Below are 21937 nucleotides of genomic sequence, written 5' to 3'. Positions count from 1 at the left end.
TCTGCTCACCAAGCAGGCGGCCTCAGGCGCGTCGGTACCGGGTCGCCGGCTTGCCCGGGCCCGCGGCAGCGCGAGACCCCGTGTCGACGAGCAGCGGCAACATCGCCCGGCGGAACGAGTCGGGCAGGAGCCGCTCGCCACGGACGGCCTCGTGCACGTGCCGCAGTTCCGACATCGTGAACGGCTCGGCAAGGAGGCCTCGCGGATCGGGCGCCGCAGCGTACGACGCCCGCAAGGATGCCACCGCGAACGCCACGATGTCGTCGTGCCCGTGCACCATCCCCGTCGCGGTGTCGACCGAGACCAGCCGCGCCTGTGACGGGTTCAGCGACGACAGTGCGGCGAAGGGCACCACGTCGAGGTGCGCCACCGACAGCACCCATCCCCGGTCGTCCCGCGCGGGGTCGTCGAACACGTGCAGCTGCGTCGGCGCCAGCCCCGTCACGCCGGCCTTGTCCGACAGCGAGCGCAGGGCCGCCGAGGCCAGCCGCTCGCCCTCGTGCACGAACGTCCCCGGCAGCCGCCAGTCGCCGTCGGTCGCGTCGCACACCTGCAGGACGGAGAGACCACCCCCGGTCGGCACCGTCAACACCGCGGTGTCGACGGCGACGGACGGCCGCGGGTAGTCGGTCAGCCGCTTGCCGCTCGCGTCGCGGTACTGGTTCGCCATGGCAGTGAGTTTACGCACACTTGCGCAAACTGCGACGATCGTGCAGACTCGGGTTTACGCAATTCCGCGCAAACCTGAGGAGGCGGCCATGCTGACCACCGAACAGACCGACCGGGCGATCGGCGCCGTCATCGGCTCCGCCGCGGGCGACGCGCTCGGCGCGGGCTACGAGTTCCGCCCCGCCGTCCCCGAACCCACCCCGATCCGGATGGCCGGCGGCGGCTCGTTCGGCTGGGCTCCGGGGGAGTGGACGGACGACACGAGCATGGCCGTCCCGATCCTCCGCACGCTCGCGCGTGGCGGCGACCCGGCCTCCGAGGAAGCGCTCGACGGCCTCGTCGCGGCCTGGGCAGCGTGGGCGGTCACCGCGCCCGACGTCGGCATCCAGACGCGCAACGTCCTCACGGGTCTGGAGGCACGGGTCGCCTCCCATGCACGCGCTGCGGCCCGGCAGGAACACGAGTACAAGGGGCAGTCGGCCGGCAACGGATCGCTCATGCGGACGGCACCGCTCGTGCTCGGGTACCTGACCGGTGCGGCCGACGAGGAGCTCCGGCTCGCCGAGGCCGCCCGGGCGATCAGCGACCTCACGCACTACGAGTCGGACGCCGGGGACGCCTGCGTGCTCTGGTGCGTGGCGATCCGGCACGCGGTGCTCACCGGCGAGCTCGACGTGCTGCGGGGCCTCGACCTGCTCGACCTCGAGAAGCGTCGGCTGTGGGTGGACCGGCTCGTCACGGCAGAGCACTCCGAGCCGGTCGACTTCACGGACTCGAACGGGTGGGTCGTGTCCGCGATGCAGGCCGCGTACTCGGCGGTCAAGCGGAGTTCGTCGCTCGAGGACGCCCTCGTCCGCGCGGTCCGCACCGGGAACGACACCGACACGGTGGCTGCGATCGCCGGCGGGCTCGCGGGTGCGCTGTACGGCGCGGCCGCGCTGCCGGCCGAGTGGCGCGAGCTCCTGCACGGGTGGCCGAGCCTGCGCGCGGACGACTTGGTCGCGCTGAGCGAGCAGGCGCTCAGCATCCGACGCGCGGCGAGCTGACTGGGCGGCCGTCTCGCAGCCGAACTTCTGCGCGGTGTCGGAGGGGTCCATTGGGGGGACCCTCCGACATCGGCTCGGCGAGGACGCTCGTCAAGGCGGCTGCCGGAGTGTCGGAAGCCCTCGATACCGTCCGACCATGACGTACGTTGACGAGTACGCGTCCACACGAACGAAGCTCCGCGCCCACATCGACATCGACTCAACCCTCGCTCCCGACCCTTCCGTGCCGGTGCGAGCCTTGTGGACGGATGCTTCAGTCGGGCCAGCCGCCTACACCTGGGCGTGGGTGGACGACACGGGTGCCTTCGCCCACGGAATGACCCTCGGGTGGGGCGACGACGCGATCGAAGGTGAGCTCGTGGCTGTTGCGGAAGGGCTCCGGTCCGGCCCCGCCGGGCAGACAGTGCACGTCAACGTCGACAGCGAGGCTGCAGTCGCACTGATGCGAGACATGGCCAGGGTCGAGGTGACGGCGAATCCGGCTCGGTCTCGCTGGCGGTACGAGAGCGTGTTGTCCTCGCTGACGGCTCTGTGTGCGGAGCGTACGGTGGTTGTCCACCAGGTGCGAGGGCACGCCGACGATCCTCGCAACATTGCCGCTCACCGGCTCGCGAAAGTGGCACGACGGCGTGAAGAGGACCTCGCGGGCTGGAAGCTCGGGTGCAGCGTCGCACTGCGCGAACTCGGTGACCGGTTCGGTCGTCGAGACATCCGCGGGGTCACTTGTACGTGCGGTGTTCTCGGTTGGTGAGAAGTCAGAGCGTCGTACGCGCCTCGTACGACCACCTCCACGAAACGCGGAGGTGGCTCACGGGGGACATCGGCTCGATCCCACACCACTGGCTGACTCGTGAGTTCCTCCGGAGGTCGCTCGGCGCCGTCGTCCGGGTTCCCACGCCGGCTCAGGCGGTCCCGGCCACCGCAGCCCAACGGTCGAGCTCGGACTCGACGGTCGTGGCCGCGGTGGGTGGGTCCTCGTGCTCCCAGAAGCGGAGTACCTTCCAACCCTCGGACATCAGGATCGCCCCGTTCCGCGCATCCCTCTGCCGGTTCGCCAGCAGCTTTCGACGCCACAGCTCGGCGTTCGCTTTCGGCAAGTGGGCGTGCTTCTCGCAGTAGTGCCAGAAGCACCCGTCGACGAAGACGGCAACTCGTGCCCGCGGGAACACGAGGTCGGGTCGCACGCGGCATTGTCTACTGACCTGCCGGTCGACGAAGAAGCGACGGCCTCGTCTGTGCAGCTCGCGACGCAATGCGAGCTCTGGTGCTGTGTCTCGCCGGTCGAAGCGCGCCATGTGCCGTCGACGAGACTCATCCGCTCTCCATTCCTCCACGTCCGAGATCTTGCTTCGGCGATCGATCCAAGAGACGAATGACGGGACGATCTGTGGACTGGCCGATGGCGCCCGGAGCCTGTGGGGGAGGCGTTGCGGCTCGACGGGAGCGCAGCCGGTCATCTCGGGTCGGGCCCCCTGTTCAGGTGCTACCGGATGGCCGGTTATAGGTGAGATTCTCTCTGTATGAGTATGCCGGTCGGTTGGTTCCCAGATCCGTCAGACCCGGAGCGCGAGATGCTCTGGGACGGTGAGCAATGGACTGGCCTCACCCGCCCGCGCCGGGAACCCAATGCTGCTGCGGAGAGCCTCGGCGCAGAGGCTGTCGAAGGAGCGCGTGGATCATCTGGAGGACGGCGGAAGTCTCGTCGACCCTTGACCCTGGCACTCGTCATCGTTGCTGTGGCAGTCGTCCTGGGCGGCAGTGCCACAGCAGTGGGGCTGGTCCACGCGCGCCAAGTGGCGGCGGCTGAGGCGAAGGCAGAGCAGAAGAAGGAGGCGGCTGCCCGGACTCGTGCGGACCAGCGCGAGGCACAGGAGGCAGCGCAGGCAGCTGCTGACACCGCGGAGCGCTCTTCACGTGCTGAGACCGTGAAGGAGGTTGAGGCATCCGTGAAGACAATGGCCGAGGAGAACGTGACGAAGGGTCTCCTCGACGGCCCGATCCTGTCCGTGTCGTGCAACCCGGTGAGCGGCTCGACGGACGACTTGACCGACACCACCACCTCTTTCGACTGCTTTGCCGCGAACGAGGACAACGCGGACGGAACACAGTCGGGCTACTTCTTCAACTCCACCGTCAACTGGGACTCTGGCGAGTACACCTACGGTCTGGGCAAGTCCGGGGCATGACTACGTCCGCGATCTGACGCGGTGGCTCCGAACCCGTAGTTCGCGACGATCGCCCTCCGCCGCCACCTGTGGGGCGGAGGCGCGCCGCGCCTCCAGTCCGTCCGTTCAGAGCGCGCTGCGCGCCCGCTCCACCGCCTCGATGAACCGGGGGATGCCCCACATCAGGAAGGTCGGCTCGATCCCGCTCCGCAGGGTGATCCGGACCTTCTTCCGCAGGCCGCTCGACACGTCGTCGAGTCGGGCGATCTCCTCGACGGGGATCCCGAAGTCGGAGCGGGCGAAGTTGAGCGGGTGGGCGTGGAACCAGATGACCTCGGGCGTGAGGGTGAGGCGTCCGCCGACCTCGATCCGGCGGCTCGGGCGGGAGCTGGTCGGGGGCGCGTAGCCGGGGATGATGTCGGCCGCGCCGGAGTTCTCGTGGTCGGCGAGGTAGGTCGCGACCTTCTTGAGCAGTGGTGTGCTGTGGTCCCCCATGCGGTCAGCCTACGAGACGGGGCACGGATGCCAGGAGGCGCGGATCACCTCGACGACGCGGCCTGCGTCGCGGAGGTGGGTCGCGCCTCCTGGCCCGTGATCAGACCGCGGGCCGCCGGCGGAAGACGCCTGCGCGGACCAACCACACGTAGAGGAGGCAGCCGATGCAGACGTCGAAGACGGCGTTGAGGAACGCGGCGACGAGCGCGATCGCGGCGCCGACGGGGGCCGCGTACGGGACGCCGACGAGCGCGAGCATGAGGGCGAGGGCCGTGATGACGAGGCCGACCTGCTGGGCGAAGGTCGGGGGTTCCGGGGCCTCGAGCTCGGCGGGCGGGCCGAGCCTCGGGCGGACGAGCCGGCGGAACAGCGCGCCGTAGGGGTGGCGACGGATGCCGGCGATGCCGCCGATGGCGAAGAACACGACGATGACGGCGAGCAGTGCGATGCCGATCGGCCACGTCGCGGGGATCAGGGTGAGGACGATCGTCGCCGCGAGGAGGACGGTCGTGATGGCGGCGCCGAACCTCGGGGAACGGGGGTCGATGCCGCGGGCGGGGTCGTTCGTGGCGGTCATGGGGACTCGTCTCCGGGGGTCGTTGCTGGTGCTGTCGGTGCTGTTGCTGCTCTTGCTGCTGCCAAGGCGGTGTCGAGGGCTGCGGTGAGTTCGGCGGGTCGTGGCGGACCGCCGAACCGGGTGTGCACCGCGCGGCCTCGGTCGAGGAGCAGGACCGTGGGGGTCTGCATGACCGCGAAGCGTCGGGCGAGCTCGGGGCGTTCCGCGAGGTCGATCTCGAGACGGGTGACGCCGGGGTGCGCGGCGGCGAGGGCGTCGAGCTGGCGCCGGGTGGCCGGGCAGCGGGCGCAGGTGGGGGTGGAGAACTGGACGAGGGTGGCCTCGGTGCCGAAGGCCTCGGCGGGGGCGAGGTCGGCGGTCGTCGGGTCGGTGGTGGTGGTGCGGGTGTCGTTCGTCCGCGTGGGGCGGGCCCGGCCGGTCCGGGCGCGCAGGAGCAGGCCGAGGGCCGTGGCGAGTGCGAGGACTCCCACGAGGACGGCGACTGCTGCGGCGACGGTCATGTCGCGACGGTACGTCCTCAGGTGCTCGGGAGCATCGACATGACCGCGTGTGACGAGCCGCGGCGTCCGGGCGGCGTCCGGTTCGGTCGGGTCAGGTGCGGGGCTTCGGCAGCAGTCGGCCGAGTGTGCCCTGCAGGACCAGGAGGAGCACCCAGTACAGGCCGATCGACGGGAAGATCATCGAGAGGACGAGCGCGAGGGCGAGCAGCACGGCGGCGATCGGGCCCTTCCGCCAGTCGCCGAGCGGCGAGGACAGCAGCTCCGGGGAACGGCGGAGCTCCCACTCGATCGCAGTCAGCGTGAGGCTCGTCACGACCATGCTGCCCAGGTAGAGAGCGTGTGCGACCCGGTCGCCCTCGACCTCGGTGTTGAGCAGGTTCGCGGCGAAGGGCAGGAACGCGATGCTCACGAGCCACACGAAGTTGAGCTGCATCACGCGGATGTTGTACGAGCGGACGTGCTCGAACACCTGGTGGTGCAGCGTCCAGAAGCGGGCGATGACCCAGAACGTGATGAAGAACTCGAGGAGCGCCGGCCAGTGCTCCTGCAGCAGGTCTCCGGCGCCCCTGCCACCGCTGAGTTCGCCGGCCAGGTCGACGAGCGGGAGGATCAGGATCGTGATCGCGATCGCGACGGTCGCGTCGGAGAAGTTCACGAGGCGGTCGAGGCCACGTTCGGTGCGTGCCGGCTCGGTCATGGAGCCGAGTCTAGGGACCGCGACGGCCCTAGCATCGGGAGCATGGTCGACGACGTGACGCCTGGACGGTACCGGCACTTCAAGGGCGGCGAGTACGAGGTGGTCCTCGTGGCGCGGGACATCGAGACCGAGGAGCCGGTGGTCGTCTACCAGGCGCTCTACGGGGAGCGGGGGCACTGGGTGCGGTCGCTCGCGGACTTCACGGCGTGGGTGTCGCGGGACGGGTACGAGGGGCCGCGCTTCGTCCGCGTGGCCGCTGTCTGACGATCTGATCGTCAGTCGTCGTCGCTCAGTGCCGACGGTTCCTCCGGCGGCGGATCGCGCTGCCGGTCGAGACCATCGCGAGGAACAACGCGATCGCAGCCAGTGCTGGTCCGTACCAATGGTCGGCGGTCGCGGGCCACGTCGCCGACACCGAACCGAGAACGACCAGGATCACGCTGGTGATCAGCGCGAACGGCAGGCTGGTGACGAACCGGCGCACGGCGCTCGCTCGCCTCAGGCGCATCGCGGCTTGACCTTGCCGCCCGCGAACGGGTAGACCCGCAGCTGCTTCGTCCCGCAGCGGATCGCGCCGCTGCCCGTGATCGCGACCGTGGCAGCCGTCAGGATCGCCCCGACGACGACGCAGAACGTCCCGCCGCTCACGGCGCAGACCGCCGCGCCGAGGGCGAATGCGGAGCCGCTGATGATCATGTTCTGGTCGGTGGCGTTGAAGCTCACGAAGGTTCCCTTGGAGTCCCTGCCGGCACCGAGGCGCTGCGTCGTCGGCGCCGTCACGAGGTCGAAGACGAACCCGTCCCCGAGGTCGATCGTCGTCACCGAGCCGTCCGGTGTCGCCACCGTGCTCGTGACTGCGCCCACCGCGCGCGCTTCGGTGATGGCCTGATCGATCTGCGTGGGAGTGAGGCTCGTCGCTTCGCGCATCACGTCCGTCTCGGTGCGTGATGCTTCCGCTGCGTTGGCTGCTGGGGTGACGAACACCCCTCCGGCGATCAGCGCGCCGGTCGCAGCGAGCCCGATCATCGTGTGCCGCAGACGTGTCATGTGGTTCCCCTTCTTCGACGGAGCCGCGACGGTCGCGGATCCAACAGCACTATGGACTGCAGTACCAGAATGTCGCAATGCATATTTCACTTCTGCATGGTGATGTCGGCGGGCGGGCCTAGGCTCGCAGGGCACCGAGGAGACGGGGGAGACGCATGCAGATCGGCGGCGACGGGCAGGTCCTGCTCAGCCCGAGCGACCTCTCGACGTGGGCGGCCTGCGAGTGGGCGTTCCTCCGGCGCATGGACGTGAAGCTCGGCCGGGGCGAGCCCCTGCCCGAGTCGCACGACGACATGCTCGAGCGCACCGCACGCCTGGGGGACCAGCACGAGCTCGACTACCTCGCCATCCTGAAGGACACGCGGGACGTCGTCGAGTTCGACCGACCGGCGCCGGCCGAGTACCCGTCGGCAGCGGCGGCCGCGCTGGACGCGATGCGCACCGGCGCGGACGTCCTCTACCAACCGACCTTCTTCGCGCCGCCGACGGCAGAGGCGCCGGGCTTCATCGGCTTCGCCGACTTCATCATGCGGAACGACCGCGGCCAGTACGAGGTGTACGACACCAAGCTCGCCCGCCACGCCAAGATCAGCGCGCTGCTGCAGCTCGCCGCGTACGCCGAGCAGATGCAGGCGCACGGCATCCCCACGGGCGAGCAGGTCCACCTCGTGCTCGGCGACCGGACGACCACCACGCACGACCTCGCCGACATCGCGCCGGTGCACCGGACGCAGCGCGCCGAGCTGCAGCGGGTGATCGCCGAGCGGATGACCGAGACCGAGCCGCTGCAGTGGGCCGACCCGCGGTACTCGTCGTGCGGCCGGTGCGACGTGTGCACGACACAGGTCGCCGAGCACCGTGACCTGGTCCTCGTCGCGGGCATGCGACTCGACCAGCGGACGAAGCTCATCCGGCAGGGGGTGCGGACGATCGACGAGCTGGCTGACCGGACCACGGCCGTGCCCGGTCTCCCGCGCGGGACGCAAGCGCGGCTGGTGCGTCAGGCGCGCCTCCAGGTCGACACCGAGCACGCGCGGACCGCAGCCGACGGTGCCCAGGCGACCGGGCCGACCAAGCCGCTCTTCGAGGTGCTCGACGCCCGAGCGCTCGACGCGATCCCGACGCCGGACCCGGGCGACGTGTTCTTCGACTTCGAGGGGGACCCGCTCCACACCGAGGACGGCGTCCACTGGGGACTCGACTACCTGTTCGGGCTCGTCGACCCCGAGGCGCGCTTCACGGCGTTCTGGGCGCACACGATCCGTGACGAGCGCCAGGCGCTGCTGGACTTCCTCGCCTGCATCGAGGCTCGGCGGCAGCAGTACCCGGGGATGCACATCTACCACTACGCGGCGTACGAGCGGACGCACCTGCTGTCCCTCGCCGCCCGGCACGGCGTCGGGGAGGAAGCCGTCGACGACCTGCTCCGCGCCGAGGTCCTCGTCGACCTGTACCCGATCGTGCGCAAGGCGCTCGTGGTCGGCAGCCGCAGCTACTCCATCAAGAAGCTCGAGCCGCTCTACATGGGTTCGGACCTGCGGCTCAGCGATGTGACGAACGCGGCCGACAGCATCACGGCGTACGTCGACGCGATCGAGGAGCTCCGGAACGGCGACGCCACCGCCGGGCAGCACATGCTCGACGAGGTCGCCGACTACAACGCCTACGACTGCCGGTCGACCCTCCGTCTGCGCGACTGGCTCCTGTCGCTCCGAGCGGCAGCGCGCGCGTCCTTGTCCGCGCCCGTCGCTGCCGAGCCGGACGAACTGCTCCCGCCGATCCCGGTCGACCGCGAACCGAACCCCGTGTACACGGCGCTCGCCGCGCAGCTCGACGGGGTCGACGCCCTCGACCGGACGCCCGACCAGACGGCGTTGGCGCTCGCCGCAGCCGCGATCGACTACCACCGGCGCGAGGCGAAGACGTTCTGGCAGGACCACTTCGACCGCTTGCGGAACCCGGTGGACGAGTGGGCGGACACCCGCGACGTGCTGGTCGTCGAGCGGGCCTCGGTCGAGCGCGACTGGGACACGCTGCCGCGCGCCCGGTCGCAGTCCCGAGAGATCCGGTTGTCGGGGACGCTCGCGCCCGGTTCGCGGCTCCGTCCAGGAGGCACGCCCCACCTCGTCTACGACGACCCACTCCCGTCGTCGATCGCCGCTCCGGCGCCGGGTTCGAAGGGCGCGTCGGCCCGCGCCGTCGTGCTGGAGGCGTTCGAGGACGGTGACGGCTTCGAGGTGCTCGTGAAGGAGAGCCTGCCGGTCGGCGGCTCGCCGCACGAGGACTTCCCGGTCGCCCTCGCACCGGCGGCACCACCGCGGGCGAAGCCCCAGCCCGAGGCGATCGCGGAGTGGGGACAGGCGGTCCTCGACGCCCTGCCCGCGATGCTGCCCGATCCGGCGCTCGACCTGCTCCGCCGGGTCCCGCCGCGGGGGCCGATCGTCCCCGTGCAGGGGGACGACACGGTGTCGGCCGTGGTCGCGACGCTGCTCGGCCTCGATCGGTCGTACCTGGCGATCCAGGGCCCTCCGGGGACGGGCAAGACCTACGTCGGGTCGAACGTCGTCGCGCGGCTCGTGCGCGAGTACGGCTGGCGCGTCGGGGTCGTCGGGCAGTCGCACGCGACCTCGGAGAACTTCCTGTCGTCGGTCGTGCAGGCCGGGGTGCCCGCCGACCGCGTCGTGAAGGTGCCCCGGGCCGGAGCGGACCCGGACGACGTCGAGTCGGCACCGTGGACGCCCGTGAAGAACAACGCCGCCGTGGCTGCGTTCCTGTCGTCCTGCGCCGAGACCGGCAGGGGCGGGGTCGTCGGCGGGACCGCGTGGACCTTCGCGAACGAGGGCACGATCCCCCGCCGCTCCCTCGACCTGCTCGTGGTGGACGAGGCCGGGCAGTTCTCCCTCGCGCCGACGATCGCGTCCTCGATCGCGGCGACGCGCCTGCTCCTCCTCGGGGACCCGCAGCAGCTGCCGCAGGTGTCGCAGGGGTCGCACCCGGAGCCCGTCGACGAGTCGGCCCTCGGCTGGCTCGCCGACGGCCAGCACGTGCTGCCGGACGCGTTCGGGTACTTCCTGGCGCGGACCCGGCGGATGGAGCCGGCACTCACGGCGTCGGTGTCGGCGCTGTCGTACGACGGGCAGCTCGCGTCGATGGTGTCCGGGCGACACCTCGACGGCATCGACGCGGGCGTCCACCCGGAGCCGATCGTGCACGCGGGGAACACCACGTCCTCGGTGGAGGAAGCGGCTCGGGTCGTCGCGCTCGCGCAGGACGTCGTCGGTCGACGATGGGTGGACGGTGACACCGAACGCGTGCTCACGGACGAGGACGTGATCGTCGTCGCGCCGTACAACGCCCAGGGCGCGGTGATCCGTGACGCCCTGGACCATGCAGGACTGCGGGGGACGCAGGTCGGCACGGTGGACCTGTTCCAGGGGCGCGAGGCCGTCGTGTCGATCGTGTCGCTCGCGGCGTCGAGCGCAGCCGACATCCCGCGCGGGCTCGACTTCCTGCTCATGCCGAACCGGTTGAACGTGGCGTTGTCGCGGGCGAAGTGGGCGGCGTACCTCGTGTACTCGCCGGCGCTGGCGACGGGCCTGCCGCCCTCGATCGCCGGGCTGTCGCTGCTGTCCCGGTTCATCGAGCTCGTCGAGCCCGGTCCGAGCAGCCGCTAGGCGACGGGGTCAGCCCTGGTCGGGGTCCTCGTCGAGCTGGACACCGCTCTGCATCTGCGCGCGCATGCCCGCGAGGACGTCGGCGTGCAGGAAGTTCGCATCGGCGGCACTCGTGGGGTCGACCACGATGCCGAACTCCTCCGGCAGCGCCGTCACGAGCTCGGACATCGACACCGGGCGGCCCTCGGTGTCGGGCAGACCGGCGGCCAGTTCGGCGGGGTCGGTGAACACCGGGACGAACGGCTTCTCCCGGATGACCACGTGCGCGACGCTTCCGCCGTCGGGAGCGTCCGCGGGTCGCCACGGCACCCACGCGGCGCTGCGGAGGAAGCCGGCCGGTGAGGTCGCCATGCGCCGCCGGAGTTCGGCGGCGGCGGTCGGCGGGGTCTTGTCGACGCCACGGCCGAAGGCGGAGCCGGTCTGGTCGTTGGTGCTCATGCGGTTCCCTCCCGGGGGTCGTCGACCATGCTGTCACGGCCGACGGGGTCGTCACGACGTCGCAGCACGGCGACCGGGAACCGCGCCCGCTGGTTGACCGTTCTGGTTCGGAGAAGCCGGGGATCGCGAACCGGAACGGTCACGGACCCGGAACAAAACCTGCTCCCGCGGCGCCGACGTCGGCGGTCGGGCTCAGCTCGAGGAGATCGTCGCCGTCGTCGCCGCGGTGCTCGCCGCCACCGTCGCCATGATCGCCGCCGTCTGGATGTCCTCGAGCACGGCCTTGACCGCGGGGCTGGCCCAGCCGCCCGAGGTGACCTCCTTCACGAGCGCCCGGTCGACCTTGCCGAACTGCTTGCGGAGCGTGCTGGTCGCGTCGAGCAGGCCGATGACGGCGGCGGCGAACGGCGTGGGTTCGGCGCGCCCGGCGAGGACGTCGCCGATGCCGGCGCGGAGGAGCGCCTCGGGGCCACCGTCGCGCTCCGGGTACTTCGTGGTGGGGAAGATGCCGAGCGTCTTGCCCTGTTCGAGCGTGATGAGGCCGCGTGCGATGAGCCCGGCGAACACGTCGTCCCGGAGCGGTCGCTTGCCGATGCGGGTGATCCACCACTTCGCCTTGCGGGGCTTGTCGGCGGCGGCGATGGTGCCGACGACCCCGTCGAGCACCGGGTCGCCGGTGGCCGCACCGTTCACGACGGTGACGAAGCCGTCCTGCAGCGAGACGACGCCCCGCAGGGCGAGGTCCGCGAGGACGGCACCGGCGAGCCCGGCGTCGAGGGTCTGCACGTCCGTGGACTTCCGCCCGTCGGACTCGATCTGGAGGAGCGCGAACGCCTGCGGGACCGTGAGTTGCTCAGCCATGTCCGCAGCCTGCCACGCGGGGCGGGGGTGCGCCGCGCCTCCAGGCCGATGCCCAGCGCACGTCGAGGTGGCCGCGCGCCGGGCTGCGTGACTCAGTACGCGGCGGACTGCCCGCCGTCGATCGGGACGACCGTGGCGTTGACGTACGAGGCGTCGTCGGACAGCAGGAAGGCGACGACCGCGGCGATCTCGGGCGCCTCGCCGTAGCGCTTGGAGGGGTTGACCTGGATGAACTCCTCGGCGGCCTTGCGGGGGTTCTCCGGGTCGAGCTGCTTCATCGAGTTCTCGACCATCGGCGTCCAGATGGCGCCGGGGGCGATGGCGTTGATGCGGATGCCGTAGCGGCCGTACTCGACGGCGGAGTTGCGGGTGAGACCGACGACCCCGTGCTTGGCGGCGGCGTAGCCGGACTGGTTGCCGATGCCGCGGATGCCGCCGACGCTCGCCGTGTTGACGACCATGCCGGAACCCTGCTCGCGCATGGTCTTCAGGACCTTCTCGAGGCCGAGGAACACGCCGCGCAGGTTGATCGAGACGACCTTGTCGAACTCGGCGGCGGTGAACGACTCGGTCGGGTTCTGCTTGCCCTCGATGCCGGCGTTGTTGAAGAAGCCGTCGATGCGGCCGAAGCGCTCGGTGGTGGCGGTGACGTACGCCTCGACCTGGGCCTCGTCCGAGACGTCGGCGACGGTGGTGAGGACCTCGGCGTCGGGGGCGGTCTCGAGCACAGCGGCCTTCGAGGCATCGAGTCCCTCGGCGAAGACGTCGACGAGGGACAGCTTCGCGCCCTCGGCGGCGAGACGGACGGCGGTCGCACGGCCGAGGCCGGAGCCGCCGCCGGTGATGAGGACGACGCGGTCGGTGAAGCGGTTCGCGGGGGAGCTGGTTGCGGGGGAGCTGGTTGCGGTCATGGGGAGGCCTCCTGAGGTCTTCGACGGTGAAGGGCTCGGGGTCCGCGGTGGAGCAGCGAGTCCGAACGATGCATTCGCATCGACGGGAGTTAGGCTACACCTGTTGTCTTGCGGCCGTGCTCAGCAGGTCCGCAGGATCCGCGCCATCGCGTCGTGCTCGGCGGGGGCCACCCACAGGCGGTACTTCGTCTTCACCGCCACCTGGTGCTCGATGTACGTGCACCGGAACGACTTGTCCGCCGGCAGCCAGGTCGCGGCGTCGCCGGAACGCTTCTGCGCGTTCGAGTGCTGGTCCACCGCGAACAGGTTCGCCGGATCGTTGGCGAGCGACTCCCGCTCACGCTGCGAGAGCTGCTGGGCCCCGGTCCGCCAGGCGTTCTCGAGCGCGACGACGTGGTCGATCTGCACGAGCGTGGAGGTCCTCTCGCCGCGCACGAAGCCGATCGTCGCCCCGGTGTACGGCGACACGAGCGTCCCGGTGAGCACCCGGCATGGGCCCTGGCGGGTGATCGCCGAGAGGTCCCGCGCCAGCACGTCGTTCCGCGTGTCGCAGCCGTTCCGGTCGACGTCGAGCCACGCGGTGCCGAAGTCGCCGACCCGGTCGTACCCGGTGGCGGGGGCCTTGCCCTTGACTGGCAGGGCGGCGAGTTCGGCCCGCGCGGTGGCTGCTGTTGCGGCATCGGCATCGGTCGCGCTCGGCGCGCTCGGCGCGTCGGTTCGGGAGGCGCGGGTCGTCCCCGGCGCGCCCGGTTCCGTCTCGATGGTGGGGGCGTCGGTCCCCGTGGGCACGGCGGTCGACGCCGGTGCGGCTTCGGCGTCGGGCGCGATGATGCCCGCGGTGTGCAGGGCGTACCCGCCGACGGCGAGTGCGAGGGCGACGAGGACGGACGTGAGGCTGGTGCGGGTGCGGCGTCGGCGGGACGTCATGCGTGGGTGGAGCTCCTGGTGGTGCGGTGGTGCGGTGCACCGACGATGATGCCGGACACGTCGGACATCGCCCCGGACCCCGGCGGAGGGTCGGCCGCCCGGCCCGCCGGAGTAGCGTCCACGAGGTGGGCACCGCACTCCTCGTCATGGACTACCAGAACAGCATCGTCGAACGACTCGGCACGGACGAGGCCCTGGCTGCGGCGACGGCAGCGGTCTCGGCCGCCCGGGAGCGCGGCATCCCCGTGGTCTTCGTCCGCGTGGCGTTCCGGCCGGGAGCCCCCGAGGCCGCGCGCACGAACAAGATGTTCGGCGGGATGCGGGAGCGCATCGGTGCCCAGACCCCGGGATCGACCGACGTGCACAGCGCGTTCGGGGTCGGGGACGACGACCTCGTCGTGACGAAGCTCCGCGTCAGTGCCTTCGCCGGGTCGGACCTCGAGGTGCTGCTCCGCGGCCTCGAGGTCCGCGACCTCGTGCTCGCCGGGATCGCCACGAGCGGCGTCGTCCTCTCGACGCTGCGCCAGGCGGCCGACCTCGACTTCGGGCTGACGGTCCTCTCGGACGCATGTGCCGACGGCGACCCGGAGGTCCACCGCGTCCTCACCGAGAAGGTCTTCCCGCGGCAGGCCGAGGTCGTCACGGTCGCCGAGTGGACCGCCTCGCTCTGAACCGTTCCGCGGGCACGGCGTAGACACGGGTGCATGACCGATTACGCGAACCCGTCCGTGTCCGTCACCGGTGGGTCGATGCCGCTCCTCGGCTTCGGCACCTGGCAGATCCCCGACGCCGAGGCGCCCGCCGCCGTCGGCGAAGCACTGGCGGCCGGGTACCGCCACATCGACACCGCCACCGGGTACCGCAACCAGCGCGGCGTCGGGAAGGCCGTCGCCGGGTCCGGACTCGCCCGCGACGACGTCTTCGTGACGACCAAGCTGCCGCCGGACAACGCCGACCGCGTGCGGGAGACCATCGAGGAGAGCCTCGACCAGCTCGGCCTCGACCACCTCGACCTCTGGCTCGTGCACTGGCCGCCGAACGGCGACGCACGCCCGGACGTGTGGGAGCAGGTCGTCCAGGCGCAGTCGGACGGCCTCACCCGCGCGGTCGGCGTGAGCAACTACTCCCTCACGCAGATCGACGAGCTCGTCAGCGCCACCGGGGTCACCCCGGCCGTGAACCAGATCAAGTGGAGCCCCGTCGAGTTCGACCGCGCCGTGGCCGACGGGCTCGCGTCGCGCGGGGTCGTCCTCGAGGGCTACAGCCCCTTCAAGGCGAGCAACCTGCAGGACCCGACGCTCGTCGACATCGCGACCGCACACGACGCGGACAGCGCACAGGTCATCGTCGCCTGGCACGTCGCGCACGGGTTCGTCGTCATCCCGAAGTCGTCGAACCCCGAGCGCATCCGGTCGAACGCCGCCGGTGCCCGCATCGAGCTGTCCTCCGACGAGGTCGCCGCGATCGACGCCCTCGCCCGCTGACCATCGGCCGCGTCAGGCCAGCAGGGAGCGGATGTCGTCGGCTGTGAGGTCCTCGGCGAAGAGGGCGTCGTCGTCGATCATCGTCGCGAACAGCTCGGCCTTCTTCGCCGCGAGCGCGAGGACCTTCTCCTCGATGGTGTCCTCGGCGATGAACCGCTGCACGTTCACCGACCGGGTTTGGCCGATGCGGTGTGTCCGGTCGACCGCCTGGTTCTCGGCGGCCGGGTTCCACCACGGGTCGAGCACGAACACGGTGTCCGCCTCGGTCAGGGTCAGCCCGAAGCCACCGGCCTTGAGCGAGATGAGGAACGCCGGGGCGGTGCCGTTCCGGAAGCGGTCGATGACCTCGGGACGGCGCCTCGTCGAGCCGTCGAGGTACTCGTAGCCGACGCCCCGGTCGTCGAGGGCGGTGGCCACCATGCGGAGGAACGACGTGAACTGGCTGAACACCAGGGCGCGGCGACCCTCCGCGGCGAGCTGTTCGAGTTCGTCGAGCAGCAGGTCGAGCTTCGCGGAGGACAGGTCCTCTCGCGAACCGTCGACCAGCGCCGGCGACAGCGCGAGCATCCGCAGCAGGGTCAGCGACCGGAACACGATCATCCGGTTCTTCGCGAGGTCGTCGATGAGGTCGAGGACCTTCAGGCGCTCCCGGTTCAACGTCGTCTCGTACAGGGTCCGGTGCGCGGGGTCAAGCGTCACCCGGACGACCTGCTCCTGCTTCGGCGGGAGGTCGGCGGCGACGCTCTCCTTCGTCCGCCGGAGCATGAGCGGCCGGATCCGCCGTCGGAGCCGCGCGGTGAGCTCCTGACGGGCGGCGCCGCGGAGGTCCGGCGAACCGAGCGGCTTCACGTAGTCGTCGCCGAAGCGCGACCAGGACGACAGCAGCCCGGGCGCGACGATGTGGAACAGCGCCCAGAGGTCCGTCAGCCCGTTCTCGAGCGGCGTGCCCGTGATCGCGAACTTCACCGGCGCGCGGAGGTCCACCGCCACCCGGTGCGTCTGCGACTGCGGGTTCTTCACGAACTGCGCCTCGTCGAGCGCGAGGGCCGCCCACGGCAGGTCGGTGTACGCCTGCGCGTCGAGCCGGAGCAGCGCGTACGAGGTCACGACGATGTCGGACGCAGCAGCAGCGCGTGCGACGAGCCCGGGGTCCTTCAGCGTCGTCGCGCCGATCGTCGTGACGCGCAGCGACGGCGTGAACCGGGTTGCCTCGGCCGCCCAGTTGCCGACGACCGAGGTCGGCGCGACGACGAGGAACGGCGGCGCGTCCGGCGAGGACTCCCGCGCGGCGGCGATCGTCGTGAGGACCTGCAGCGTCTTGCCGAGACCCATGTCGTCCGCGAGCACCCCGCCGACCCCGTGCGACAGCAGGAACGACAGCCAGGCGTACCCGGTGTGCTGGTACGGCCGGAGCTCGGCATGCACCGAGTCCGGCACGAGCACCGACTCCGGTGGCGTCGCCCCGAGCAGCCCCGCCGCGATCGCCTCCCACCGCTCGTCGTGCGAGGTCTCGTCGGCCAGCTGGTCGAACTCGGACCACAGCCAGGCCTGCAGCGGCGTCACGGTCATCGGCTGGTCGGGCTCCCACTCGTCGAGGTCGCGCGCCTCGTCGATGAGCTCCTTCAGTCGGTCGAACGCGGGGTCGGACAACGAGAGGTAGGAGTTGTCGATGAGCTTCATCCGCCGGTCCCGCTTCGCGAGCGCCCGGAGCAGCGGCGTGAACGGCACCTGCTTGCCGTTCACCGACACGAAGATGCCGAGGTCGAACCAGTCGTGCTTGTCCGACGGCATGGTCGTCACGCGGATGTGCGGCCGACCGGTCAGCCGTTCGTAGTCGACGCGTTCGCCCTGCACGACGGTGCGGACGCCGAGCGTCGGCAGCTCCGGCAGCAGCTCGTTCGCGAACACCGCGACGTCGGCGCCGTCGATCGTGCCGTCCTCGAACCACGCGAGTCCGCCGCCGGGTCCGGTCGGGCCGCCCGTGTCGTCGGCCGCGCGCAGCCCGGCGAGGTCCGGGAGGGGTCCGTGCAGCGCGACGGGGTCCTTCCGCCCGTCGACGTGCCAGCGCCACTGCAGGTGCACGCGGTCGTCCGTGCGGGGCGCCCGGGCCGGTTCGAACGTCGCCGTCAGCACGAGTTCGGGCGGCGTGCGCTCGGGCAGCTCGACGGAGCCGTCGGCGCTGACGAGGCCGAGCGCGCCACGGAGCCGTGGGGACCAGTCGGCGAGGAACTCGGCGACCTCGGGCTCCGGAACGGTGATCCGGGCGCCGTCGACGAGCATGCGCCGCTGGTCCTCCGGCACGGGGGTGACCGTCGGGGCGAACGCGACGTGGAACTCGGGGCTCTCGCGGAAGACGTAGACGCCGTGGTCGCCGATCGTCCGGGCCGTGCCGGGAGCCGCCGGTCGGCCGTCGAGGACCGCGCTCGCACCGATCACGAGCCCGCCGTCCTGCCGGGCGACGTCGAGGAGCACACGTGCCTCGGCACCGAGCACGGCACCGCCCTCGCGCTTGCCGGTGACGAACGCGATGCCGAGGGCCGGTGCCTGCGTGAGGAGCGGCCAGAGCAGCGGACTGCCGAAGTCGTCGAGGTGGATCCAGTCGGCCTCGCCGGGGAGCCCGGCGAGCTGCCCTGCGCGGTGGAGCGCGGCGAACTGGACGAACCAGGCGTGCTGCTCGGGGGAGAGGCCGAGCCGGTTCATCGAGTAGGGGAGCGTGCCCCACGTCAGCTGCCCCCGAACCCAGTTGCCGGCGTCGCTGCGGGTCACCGGGCGGACGCCGAGTCGCACCGACCGCGAGGCCGTCGGCAGCGCGCGACCGGCGGCTCGCGCACGCGAGGCGAGCCGGGCGGAGACCGCGTCACGCAACTCGAACTGCAGTCCCATGGGGGTGCCCTGCGGCTCGGCCACCTGCGCGTCGTCGCCGGCGAGGCGGGCGAGGTCGTGCCTCCAGTCCGAGGGCGGCGGAGCCGGCTGTTCCGGCTTCGGGCCGGCGGCTGCGGCGAGTGCGCGGGCGTTGATGGTGAGCAGGGCTGCGGCGACGTGCTTGCAGTCGCCGCCCAGCGGGCAGGTGCAGGTGCTGCGGACCGGACGGACGAACTCGCCGCGGGCCGGGGTGGTCTCGATGCGGAGTTCGTACGGGTCGTCGGCGGAGCCGGACACCGCGCCGGTGACGGTGCCGTCGTCGTCGTGCCAGACGGCGTCGTCGACGAGGCCGGCCCGGACGAGGTCCCGCGCGCGGCCGAACGCCTGCGGCCCGACGAAACGGATGACGTCGACGGCGTCGATCATCGGGGCGGCTGGCACGGGTCAATCGTGCCAGGTGCCACCGACCTCCGGCGCTCGCCGGGTCAGCGGATCGACCAGGTGCTGCCGGCGTTCAGCTGCAGGACGGACGGGCCCTTCGACAGGGTGATCCGCTTCGAGAGGTCCTTGCCGGAGCCGTTGTCGCTGGCGGGGATGGTCTCGTAGTCGTTGCGGAGCAGGGTTTCGCGGAGCATGCACGTCGCGACACGAGTCGTCGTGCACCGGAACTGGCGGGTGGCCGTCGCGCCCCAGTAGAGCATCACGTTGTCGCCGTGCCCCGACGTCGTCAGGGCGGGGGCGCTCGAGACCTGGCTGAACCGCAGGGTCCACTGCCCCTTGGCCTCCACCTTGAGCGCGGCGGGCTTCCTCCACGAGTCGGTGCCGTAGGCGACGCGGCCCGTGTACTTGCCGCCCTGGCCGATGGGGTTCGAACCGGTCGGGCCGCCCTTGCTGTTCAGCTCGTGCACCTCGAACTCGGTGTGCTCTGCATCCGCCGGGGTGAACGTCGCGACGATGATCCCGCTGCGGGCGTTCTGCGGGAGCACGATCGTGGCGTTCCTGCTGCCCGACTTCGTGAACGGGGTGAACGTGCCGTACTGGTGGTCGTACTGCGCCTTCATCGCTGCGGGCATCCCGGCGGCCTGCGCCGGCGCGACACCGACGAGGGACGACACCACGGCGGCGACGCTGACGACGAGTGCGGCGGTGAGGGTGGTGCGGCGCATGGAACTCCTCCGGATCGGCGTTCCCGATGATGGCGTGCGGCGCCCGCGTGCGACAGACCCTGTCCGGGGGCCGCGATACTGGGTGGGTGACGACACTGCGAGGAGAACTGCGCTCGACCGCGACGACGGAGGCCGAGGGCAGCGGCGAGAACATCGAGGCGGCGCGCACGGCGGCGGTCGAGGCCCTGGACCTGCACGGGTTCGAGCTGCAGCAGGTGAACGCGGTCACGAGCAAGGCGACCGGCGAGACCACCGTGCGTGCGATCGCCCGTTCCAAGGAGACCCGGCCGCACGAGGCGACCGGGCAGACCTACGAGGAGGCGCTGCAGGCCTTCCGCGCGTCGATCCCCGAGGGGTGGCAGGCCCAGAACATGCGCGAGATCCGGTCGTAGGACGTCCGGCGTCCCGTTCTGGGGGAGTCGCGGGCGCGCGGGAGCGGGCAGGATCGACGGCATGCTGCAGTCACTCGTCTACATGAGCGCGGCCACGGAGCCGTTCGACGACGACGCCCTCGACGAGGTGCTCGCCCACGCCCGTGCCCGGAACACCGCCGACGGTCTGACCGGGCTGCTCGTGCACCGCAACGGGCGGTTCATGCAGCTGCTCGAGGGACCGTACGAGCAGGTGCTGTCGACGTACCAGCGGATCCTCGCGGACGAGCGCCACGACGAGGTGCGGCTCCTCGCCGAGGAGTCCATCCACACCCGGCGCTTCCCGGAGTGGTCGATGGCGTACGACCGCGACGTCGAGGGCGCTGCGACGCCGGAGGGCTTCAGCGACTTCCTGACCTCGGGGGACCAGAGCGCCGACTCCGGCCGGTCCCGGGAGCTGCTGCGGTGGTTCCGCAACCACCCGATGGCCGACCCGACGGCGGCGAAGGGGAAGCACCGCCGGGACGCGTAGGACGTCCGGTCAGACGATCGGCTTGCCCGTCGCCTCGCCGGTCGCCAGCTTGCTGTGTCGGCGGGAGTAGCCGAAGTAGACGCCGAGGCCGATCGCGAACCAGACCGCGAAGCGCACCCACGTCTCCCACTGCAGGAACGTCACGAGCCACAGCGACGCGATGACGCCGATGATCGGGATCACCGGCATGAACGGCAGCCGGAACTGCCGGTCGAGGTCGGGCTGGCGGTAGCGCAGCACGATCACGGCGGAGCAGACCACCACGAAGGCGAGCAGGATGCCGATGTTCGTCAGCTCGGCCACGACCCCGATCGGGAGCACGCCGGCCAGGATCGCCGACGCGATGCCGAGGATCCACGTGACGCGGGTCGGCACGTGGCGCTTCGGGTCGGTCTTCGCGAACCACTTCGGCATGAGGCCGTCGCGGCTCATCGAGAACCAGACGCGACTCGCACCGAGCATGAAGGTCACGAGCACGGTGATGATGCCGACGATGGCGCCGATCGCGATGATGTTCGCCACGCCGCCGAGGCCGACCGAGGCGAACGCGGACGAGAAGCCCGAGGCGGGGTCGATGTCGGTGTACTTCTGCATCCCGGTGAGCACCAGGGTCGCGAGGACGTAGAGGACCATCGAGATGCCGAGCGACAGCAGGATCGCCTTCGGCATGTGCTTGCGGGCGTCGGTGGACTCCTCGGCGGCGGTGGACATCGCGTCGTAGCCGAACACCGCGAAGAACACCGTCGCGGCGCCCGTCATCACGCCGCCGAAGCCGAACGGGAAGTACGGCGAGTAGTTCGCGCTGTTGATGTGGAACACGCCGAGCACGACGATGAGCACGACGAGTGCGACCTTGATGCCGACGGCGACGAACTCGAACCGTGCGGCGCTGCGGATGCCGCGGGTGAGGACGAATGCGGTGAGCAGGCACAGGATGATCGCGAACACGTCGATCACGTGGCCGTCGCCCGTGCCCGGGGCGCCGAGCATCCAGGCGGGCAGGTCGATGCCGAACTGGCCGACGAGGAACCCGACGTAGCCGGAGATCCCGATCGCGACCACCGCCACGATCGCGGTGTACTCGAGCAGCAGGTCCCAGCCGATGAACCAGCCGACGATCTCGCCGAGGACCGCGTAGCCGTACGTGTACGCGCTGCCGGCCTTCGGGATGAGGCCGGCGAACTCGGCGTACGACAGGGCAGCGGCGGCGCTCGCGACACCGGCGACGAGGAAGCTGATGAGGACCGCGGGGCCGGCGACGCCGTTCGCGACCGTGCCGGCGAGGGTGAAGATGCCCGCGCCGATGATGCCGCCGATGCCGATCGCGGTGAGCTGCCAGAGGCCGAGGTGCCGTTTCAGGCCGCCGTCGCCACCGGTCTCGTCGTCGATCGTCTCGATCGGCTTCCGTCGGAAGAGGGTGCGTGTCGTCGTCGTCACGCGCCCACTCTGCACCCTGCGGGGCCGCGCGTCCGCCGCGCCCCGCGCCCCGCGCCCCGGGCGACCACGGACGGCGCC

At 71.2% G+C, this 21937-nt stretch carries 24 protein-coding genes and 1 pseudogene; 10 read left to right on the top strand and 15 right to left on the bottom strand.

Annotation, left to right across the window (positions count from 1 at the left end; genetic code table 11):
• Positions 1–22: 22 nt before the first annotated feature.
• Positions 23–670 carry an NUDIX hydrolase gene (locus BM028_RS16035; protein WP_092387750.1) on the bottom strand — a complete coding sequence of 216 codons (648 nt, stop codon included), beginning with the start codon at positions 668–670 and terminating at the stop codon, positions 23–25.
• 88 nt (positions 671–758) lie between these two features.
• Between BM028_RS16035 and BM028_RS16030 the strand changes: the two genes are divergently transcribed.
• Complete coding sequence (locus BM028_RS16030; RefSeq protein WP_092387748.1) at positions 759–1715, top strand: ADP-ribosylglycohydrolase family protein; 957 nt, start codon at positions 759–761, stop codon at positions 1713–1715.
• Positions 1716–1851: 136 nt separating this feature from the next.
• Positions 1852–2466 (top strand): RNase H family protein, encoded by a 615-nt coding sequence (locus BM028_RS16025; protein WP_092387746.1) that lies wholly within the window; start codon positions 1852–1854, stop codon positions 2464–2466.
• A 151-nt stretch (positions 2467–2617) separates the two neighbouring features.
• On the opposite strand, the gene BM028_RS16020 is transcribed toward BM028_RS16025, so the two are convergent.
• The gene (locus BM028_RS16020) at positions 2618–3172 is read right to left on the bottom strand and encodes a very short patch repair endonuclease (protein ID WP_092387744.1); all 555 of its coding nucleotides are present in this window, start codon (positions 3170–3172) and stop codon (positions 2618–2620) included.
• A 63-nt stretch (positions 3173–3235) separates the two neighbouring features.
• Here BM028_RS16020 and BM028_RS18910 point away from each other — a divergent pair.
• Positions 3236–3334, top strand: a pseudogene (locus BM028_RS18910) (DUF2510 domain-containing protein); the annotation flags it as partial.
• A 90-nt stretch (positions 3335–3424) separates the two neighbouring features.
• On the top strand, positions 3425–3901 hold the full coding sequence (locus BM028_RS16015; protein ID WP_254803965.1) for a DUF2510 domain-containing protein: 477 nt from the start codon (positions 3425–3427) through the stop codon (positions 3899–3901).
• A gap of 105 nt (positions 3902–4006) precedes the next feature.
• On the opposite strand, the gene BM028_RS16010 is transcribed toward BM028_RS16015, so the two are convergent.
• The 4 genes from BM028_RS16010 to BM028_RS15995 all read right to left on the bottom strand — a co-directional run bounded on the left by BM028_RS16010 (position 4007) and on the right by BM028_RS15995 (position 6149).
• Positions 4007–4375 carry a hypothetical protein gene (locus tag BM028_RS16010; protein WP_092387740.1) on the bottom strand — a complete coding sequence of 123 codons (369 nt, stop codon included), beginning with the start codon at positions 4373–4375 and terminating at the stop codon, positions 4007–4009.
• Positions 4376–4475: 100 nt separating this feature from the next.
• Positions 4476–4952 (bottom strand): DUF4395 domain-containing protein, encoded by a 477-nt coding sequence (locus tag BM028_RS16005; RefSeq protein WP_092387738.1) that lies wholly within the window; start codon positions 4950–4952, stop codon positions 4476–4478.
• Positions 4949–5452 (bottom strand): thioredoxin family protein, encoded by a 504-nt coding sequence (locus BM028_RS16000; protein ID WP_092387736.1) that lies wholly within the window; start codon positions 5450–5452, stop codon positions 4949–4951. Before BM028_RS16000 ends, BM028_RS16005 begins: the two co-directional genes overlap by 4 nt.
• A gap of 91 nt (positions 5453–5543) precedes the next feature.
• Positions 5544–6149, bottom strand: a complete 606-nt coding sequence (locus BM028_RS15995) for a TMEM175 family protein (RefSeq protein WP_070418568.1) — start codon at positions 6147–6149, stop codon at positions 5544–5546.
• Between the two features lie 42 nt (positions 6150–6191).
• Between BM028_RS15995 and BM028_RS15990 the strand changes: the two genes are divergently transcribed.
• Positions 6192–6413, top strand: a complete 222-nt coding sequence (locus tag BM028_RS15990) for a DUF1653 domain-containing protein (protein WP_254803964.1) — start codon at positions 6192–6194, stop codon at positions 6411–6413.
• A 25-nt stretch (positions 6414–6438) separates the two neighbouring features.
• Here the strand turns inward: BM028_RS15990 and BM028_RS15985 are convergent, their stop codons facing one another.
• Both BM028_RS15985 and BM028_RS15980 read right to left on the bottom strand, forming a co-directional pair.
• Complete coding sequence (locus tag BM028_RS15985; RefSeq protein WP_092387734.1) at positions 6439–6633, bottom strand: hypothetical protein; 195 nt, start codon at positions 6631–6633, stop codon at positions 6439–6441.
• A 14-nt stretch (positions 6634–6647) separates the two neighbouring features.
• Positions 6648–7196 carry a hypothetical protein gene (locus BM028_RS15980; protein ID WP_092387732.1) on the bottom strand — a complete coding sequence of 183 codons (549 nt, stop codon included), beginning with the start codon at positions 7194–7196 and terminating at the stop codon, positions 6648–6650.
• Between the two features lie 155 nt (positions 7197–7351).
• Between BM028_RS15980 and BM028_RS15975 the strand changes: the two genes are divergently transcribed.
• On the top strand, positions 7352–10870 hold the full coding sequence (locus BM028_RS15975) for a TM0106 family RecB-like putative nuclease (RefSeq protein ID WP_092387730.1): 3519 nt from the start codon (positions 7352–7354) through the stop codon (positions 10868–10870).
• A 9-nt stretch (positions 10871–10879) separates the two neighbouring features.
• On the opposite strand, the gene BM028_RS15970 is transcribed toward BM028_RS15975, so the two are convergent.
• The 4 genes from BM028_RS15970 to BM028_RS15955 all read right to left on the bottom strand — a co-directional run bounded on the left by BM028_RS15970 (position 10880) and on the right by BM028_RS15955 (position 14007).
• Positions 10880–11308, bottom strand: a complete 429-nt coding sequence (locus tag BM028_RS15970) for an SseB family protein (RefSeq protein ID WP_092387728.1) — start codon at positions 11306–11308, stop codon at positions 10880–10882.
• 192 nt (positions 11309–11500) lie between these two features.
• Complete coding sequence (locus BM028_RS15965) at positions 11501–12169, bottom strand: GOLPH3/VPS74 family protein (RefSeq protein ID WP_070418572.1); 669 nt, start codon at positions 12167–12169, stop codon at positions 11501–11503.
• Between the two features lie 92 nt (positions 12170–12261).
• The gene (locus BM028_RS15960; RefSeq protein WP_092387726.1) at positions 12262–13080 is read right to left on the bottom strand and encodes an SDR family oxidoreductase; all 819 of its coding nucleotides are present in this window, start codon (positions 13078–13080) and stop codon (positions 12262–12264) included.
• 120 nt (positions 13081–13200) lie between these two features.
• Positions 13201–14007 carry an HNH endonuclease family protein gene (locus tag BM028_RS15955; protein ID WP_092387724.1) on the bottom strand — a complete coding sequence of 269 codons (807 nt, stop codon included), beginning with the start codon at positions 14005–14007 and terminating at the stop codon, positions 13201–13203.
• A 125-nt stretch (positions 14008–14132) separates the two neighbouring features.
• Here BM028_RS15955 and BM028_RS15950 point away from each other — a divergent pair, with 125 nt between their 5' ends.
• Together BM028_RS15950 and BM028_RS15945 are read left to right on the top strand one after the other, a co-directional pair.
• Entirely contained in the window at positions 14133–14678 is a 546-nt protein-coding gene (locus tag BM028_RS15950) for a cysteine hydrolase family protein (protein WP_092387722.1), read from the top strand.
• Positions 14679–14711: 33 nt separating this feature from the next.
• Positions 14712–15491 carry an aldo/keto reductase gene (locus BM028_RS15945; RefSeq protein ID WP_217647261.1) on the top strand — a complete coding sequence of 260 codons (780 nt, stop codon included), beginning with the start codon at positions 14712–14714 and terminating at the stop codon, positions 15489–15491.
• Between the two features lie 12 nt (positions 15492–15503).
• On the opposite strand, the gene BM028_RS15940 is transcribed toward BM028_RS15945, so the two are convergent.
• Together BM028_RS15940 and BM028_RS15935 are read right to left on the bottom strand one after the other, a co-directional pair.
• A complete protein-coding gene (locus BM028_RS15940; RefSeq protein WP_139219842.1) occupies positions 15504–18794 on the bottom strand; it encodes a DEAD/DEAH box helicase in 3291 nt (1096 codons plus the stop codon).
• 44 nt (positions 18795–18838) lie between these two features.
• A complete protein-coding gene (locus tag BM028_RS15935) occupies positions 18839–19519 on the bottom strand; it encodes a hypothetical protein (RefSeq protein WP_092387718.1) in 681 nt (226 codons plus the stop codon).
• Between the two features lie 86 nt (positions 19520–19605).
• Between BM028_RS15935 and BM028_RS15930 the strand changes: the two genes are divergently transcribed.
• Positions 19606–19911 (top strand): hypothetical protein, encoded by a 306-nt coding sequence (locus BM028_RS15930; protein WP_070418579.1) that lies wholly within the window; start codon positions 19606–19608, stop codon positions 19909–19911.
• Between the two features lie 61 nt (positions 19912–19972).
• The gene (locus tag BM028_RS15925; protein ID WP_070418580.1) at positions 19973–20422 is read left to right on the top strand and encodes a BLUF domain-containing protein; all 450 of its coding nucleotides are present in this window, start codon (positions 19973–19975) and stop codon (positions 20420–20422) included.
• A 9-nt stretch (positions 20423–20431) separates the two neighbouring features.
• Here BM028_RS15925 and BM028_RS15920 read toward each other — a convergent pair whose 3' ends face one another.
• Positions 20432–21859, bottom strand: a complete 1428-nt coding sequence (locus BM028_RS15920; protein ID WP_070418581.1) for an amino acid permease — start codon at positions 21857–21859, stop codon at positions 20432–20434.
• Between the last annotated feature and the right edge of the window lie 78 nt (positions 21860–21937).

Origin of the sequence: Curtobacterium sp. YR515 (genome assembly GCF_900113095.1) — a bacterium.
In the GTDB taxonomy this organism is placed as follows: Bacteria; Actinomycetota; Actinomycetes; order Actinomycetales; family Microbacteriaceae; genus Curtobacterium.
Note: the sequence above shows the minus strand (reverse complement) of the source record. Positions and strands in the feature narration are given on the sequence as shown.

Bases quoted from the DNA above. Each gene is read 5' to 3' on its own strand.
- BM028_RS15980 (WP_092387732.1), bottom strand. From the start codon at position 7,196: ATGACACGTCTGCGGCACACGATGATCGGGCTCGCTGCGACCGGCGCG.
- BM028_RS16005 (WP_092387738.1), bottom strand. From the start codon at position 4,952: ATGACCGCCACGAACGACCCCGCCCGCGGCATCGACCCCCGTTCCCCG.
- BM028_RS16025 (WP_092387746.1), top strand. From the start codon at position 1,852: ATGACGTACGTTGACGAGTACGCGTCCACACGAACGAAGCTCCGCGCC.
- BM028_RS16010 (WP_092387740.1), bottom strand. From the start codon at position 4,375: ATGGGGGACCACAGCACACCACTGCTCAAGAAGGTCGCGACCTACCTC.
- BM028_RS15970 (WP_092387728.1), bottom strand. From the start codon at position 11,308: ATGAGCACCAACGACCAGACCGGCTCCGCCTTCGGCCGTGGCGTCGAC.
- BM028_RS15965 (WP_070418572.1), bottom strand. From the start codon at position 12,169: ATGGCTGAGCAACTCACGGTCCCGCAGGCGTTCGCGCTCCTCCAGATC.
- BM028_RS15995 (WP_070418568.1), bottom strand. From the start codon at position 6,149: ATGACCGAGCCGGCACGCACCGAACGTGGCCTCGACCGCCTCGTGAAC.
- BM028_RS15935 (WP_092387718.1), bottom strand. From the start codon at position 19,519: ATGCGCCGCACCACCCTCACCGCCGCACTCGTCGTCAGCGTCGCCGCC.
- BM028_RS16030 (WP_092387748.1), top strand. From the start codon at position 759: ATGCTGACCACCGAACAGACCGACCGGGCGATCGGCGCCGTCATCGGC.
- BM028_RS15960 (WP_092387726.1), bottom strand. From the start codon at position 13,080: ATGACCGCAACCAGCTCCCCCGCAACCAGCTCCCCCGCGAACCGCTTC.
- BM028_RS15975 (WP_092387730.1), top strand. From the start codon at position 7,352: ATGCAGATCGGCGGCGACGGGCAGGTCCTGCTCAGCCCGAGCGACCTC.
- BM028_RS15925 (WP_070418580.1), top strand. From the start codon at position 19,973: ATGCTGCAGTCACTCGTCTACATGAGCGCGGCCACGGAGCCGTTCGAC.
- BM028_RS16000 (WP_092387736.1), bottom strand. From the start codon at position 5,452: ATGACCGTCGCCGCAGCAGTCGCCGTCCTCGTGGGAGTCCTCGCACTC.
- BM028_RS16035 (WP_092387750.1), bottom strand. From the start codon at position 670: ATGGCGAACCAGTACCGCGACGCGAGCGGCAAGCGGCTGACCGACTAC.
- BM028_RS15945 (WP_217647261.1), top strand. From the start codon at position 14,712: ATGACCGATTACGCGAACCCGTCCGTGTCCGTCACCGGTGGGTCGATG.
- BM028_RS15990 (WP_254803964.1), top strand. From the start codon at position 6,192: ATGGTCGACGACGTGACGCCTGGACGGTACCGGCACTTCAAGGGCGGC.
- BM028_RS16020 (WP_092387744.1), bottom strand. From the start codon at position 3,172: ATGACCGGCTGCGCTCCCGTCGAGCCGCAACGCCTCCCCCACAGGCTC.
- BM028_RS15955 (WP_092387724.1), bottom strand. From the start codon at position 14,007: ATGACGTCCCGCCGACGCCGCACCCGCACCAGCCTCACGTCCGTCCTC.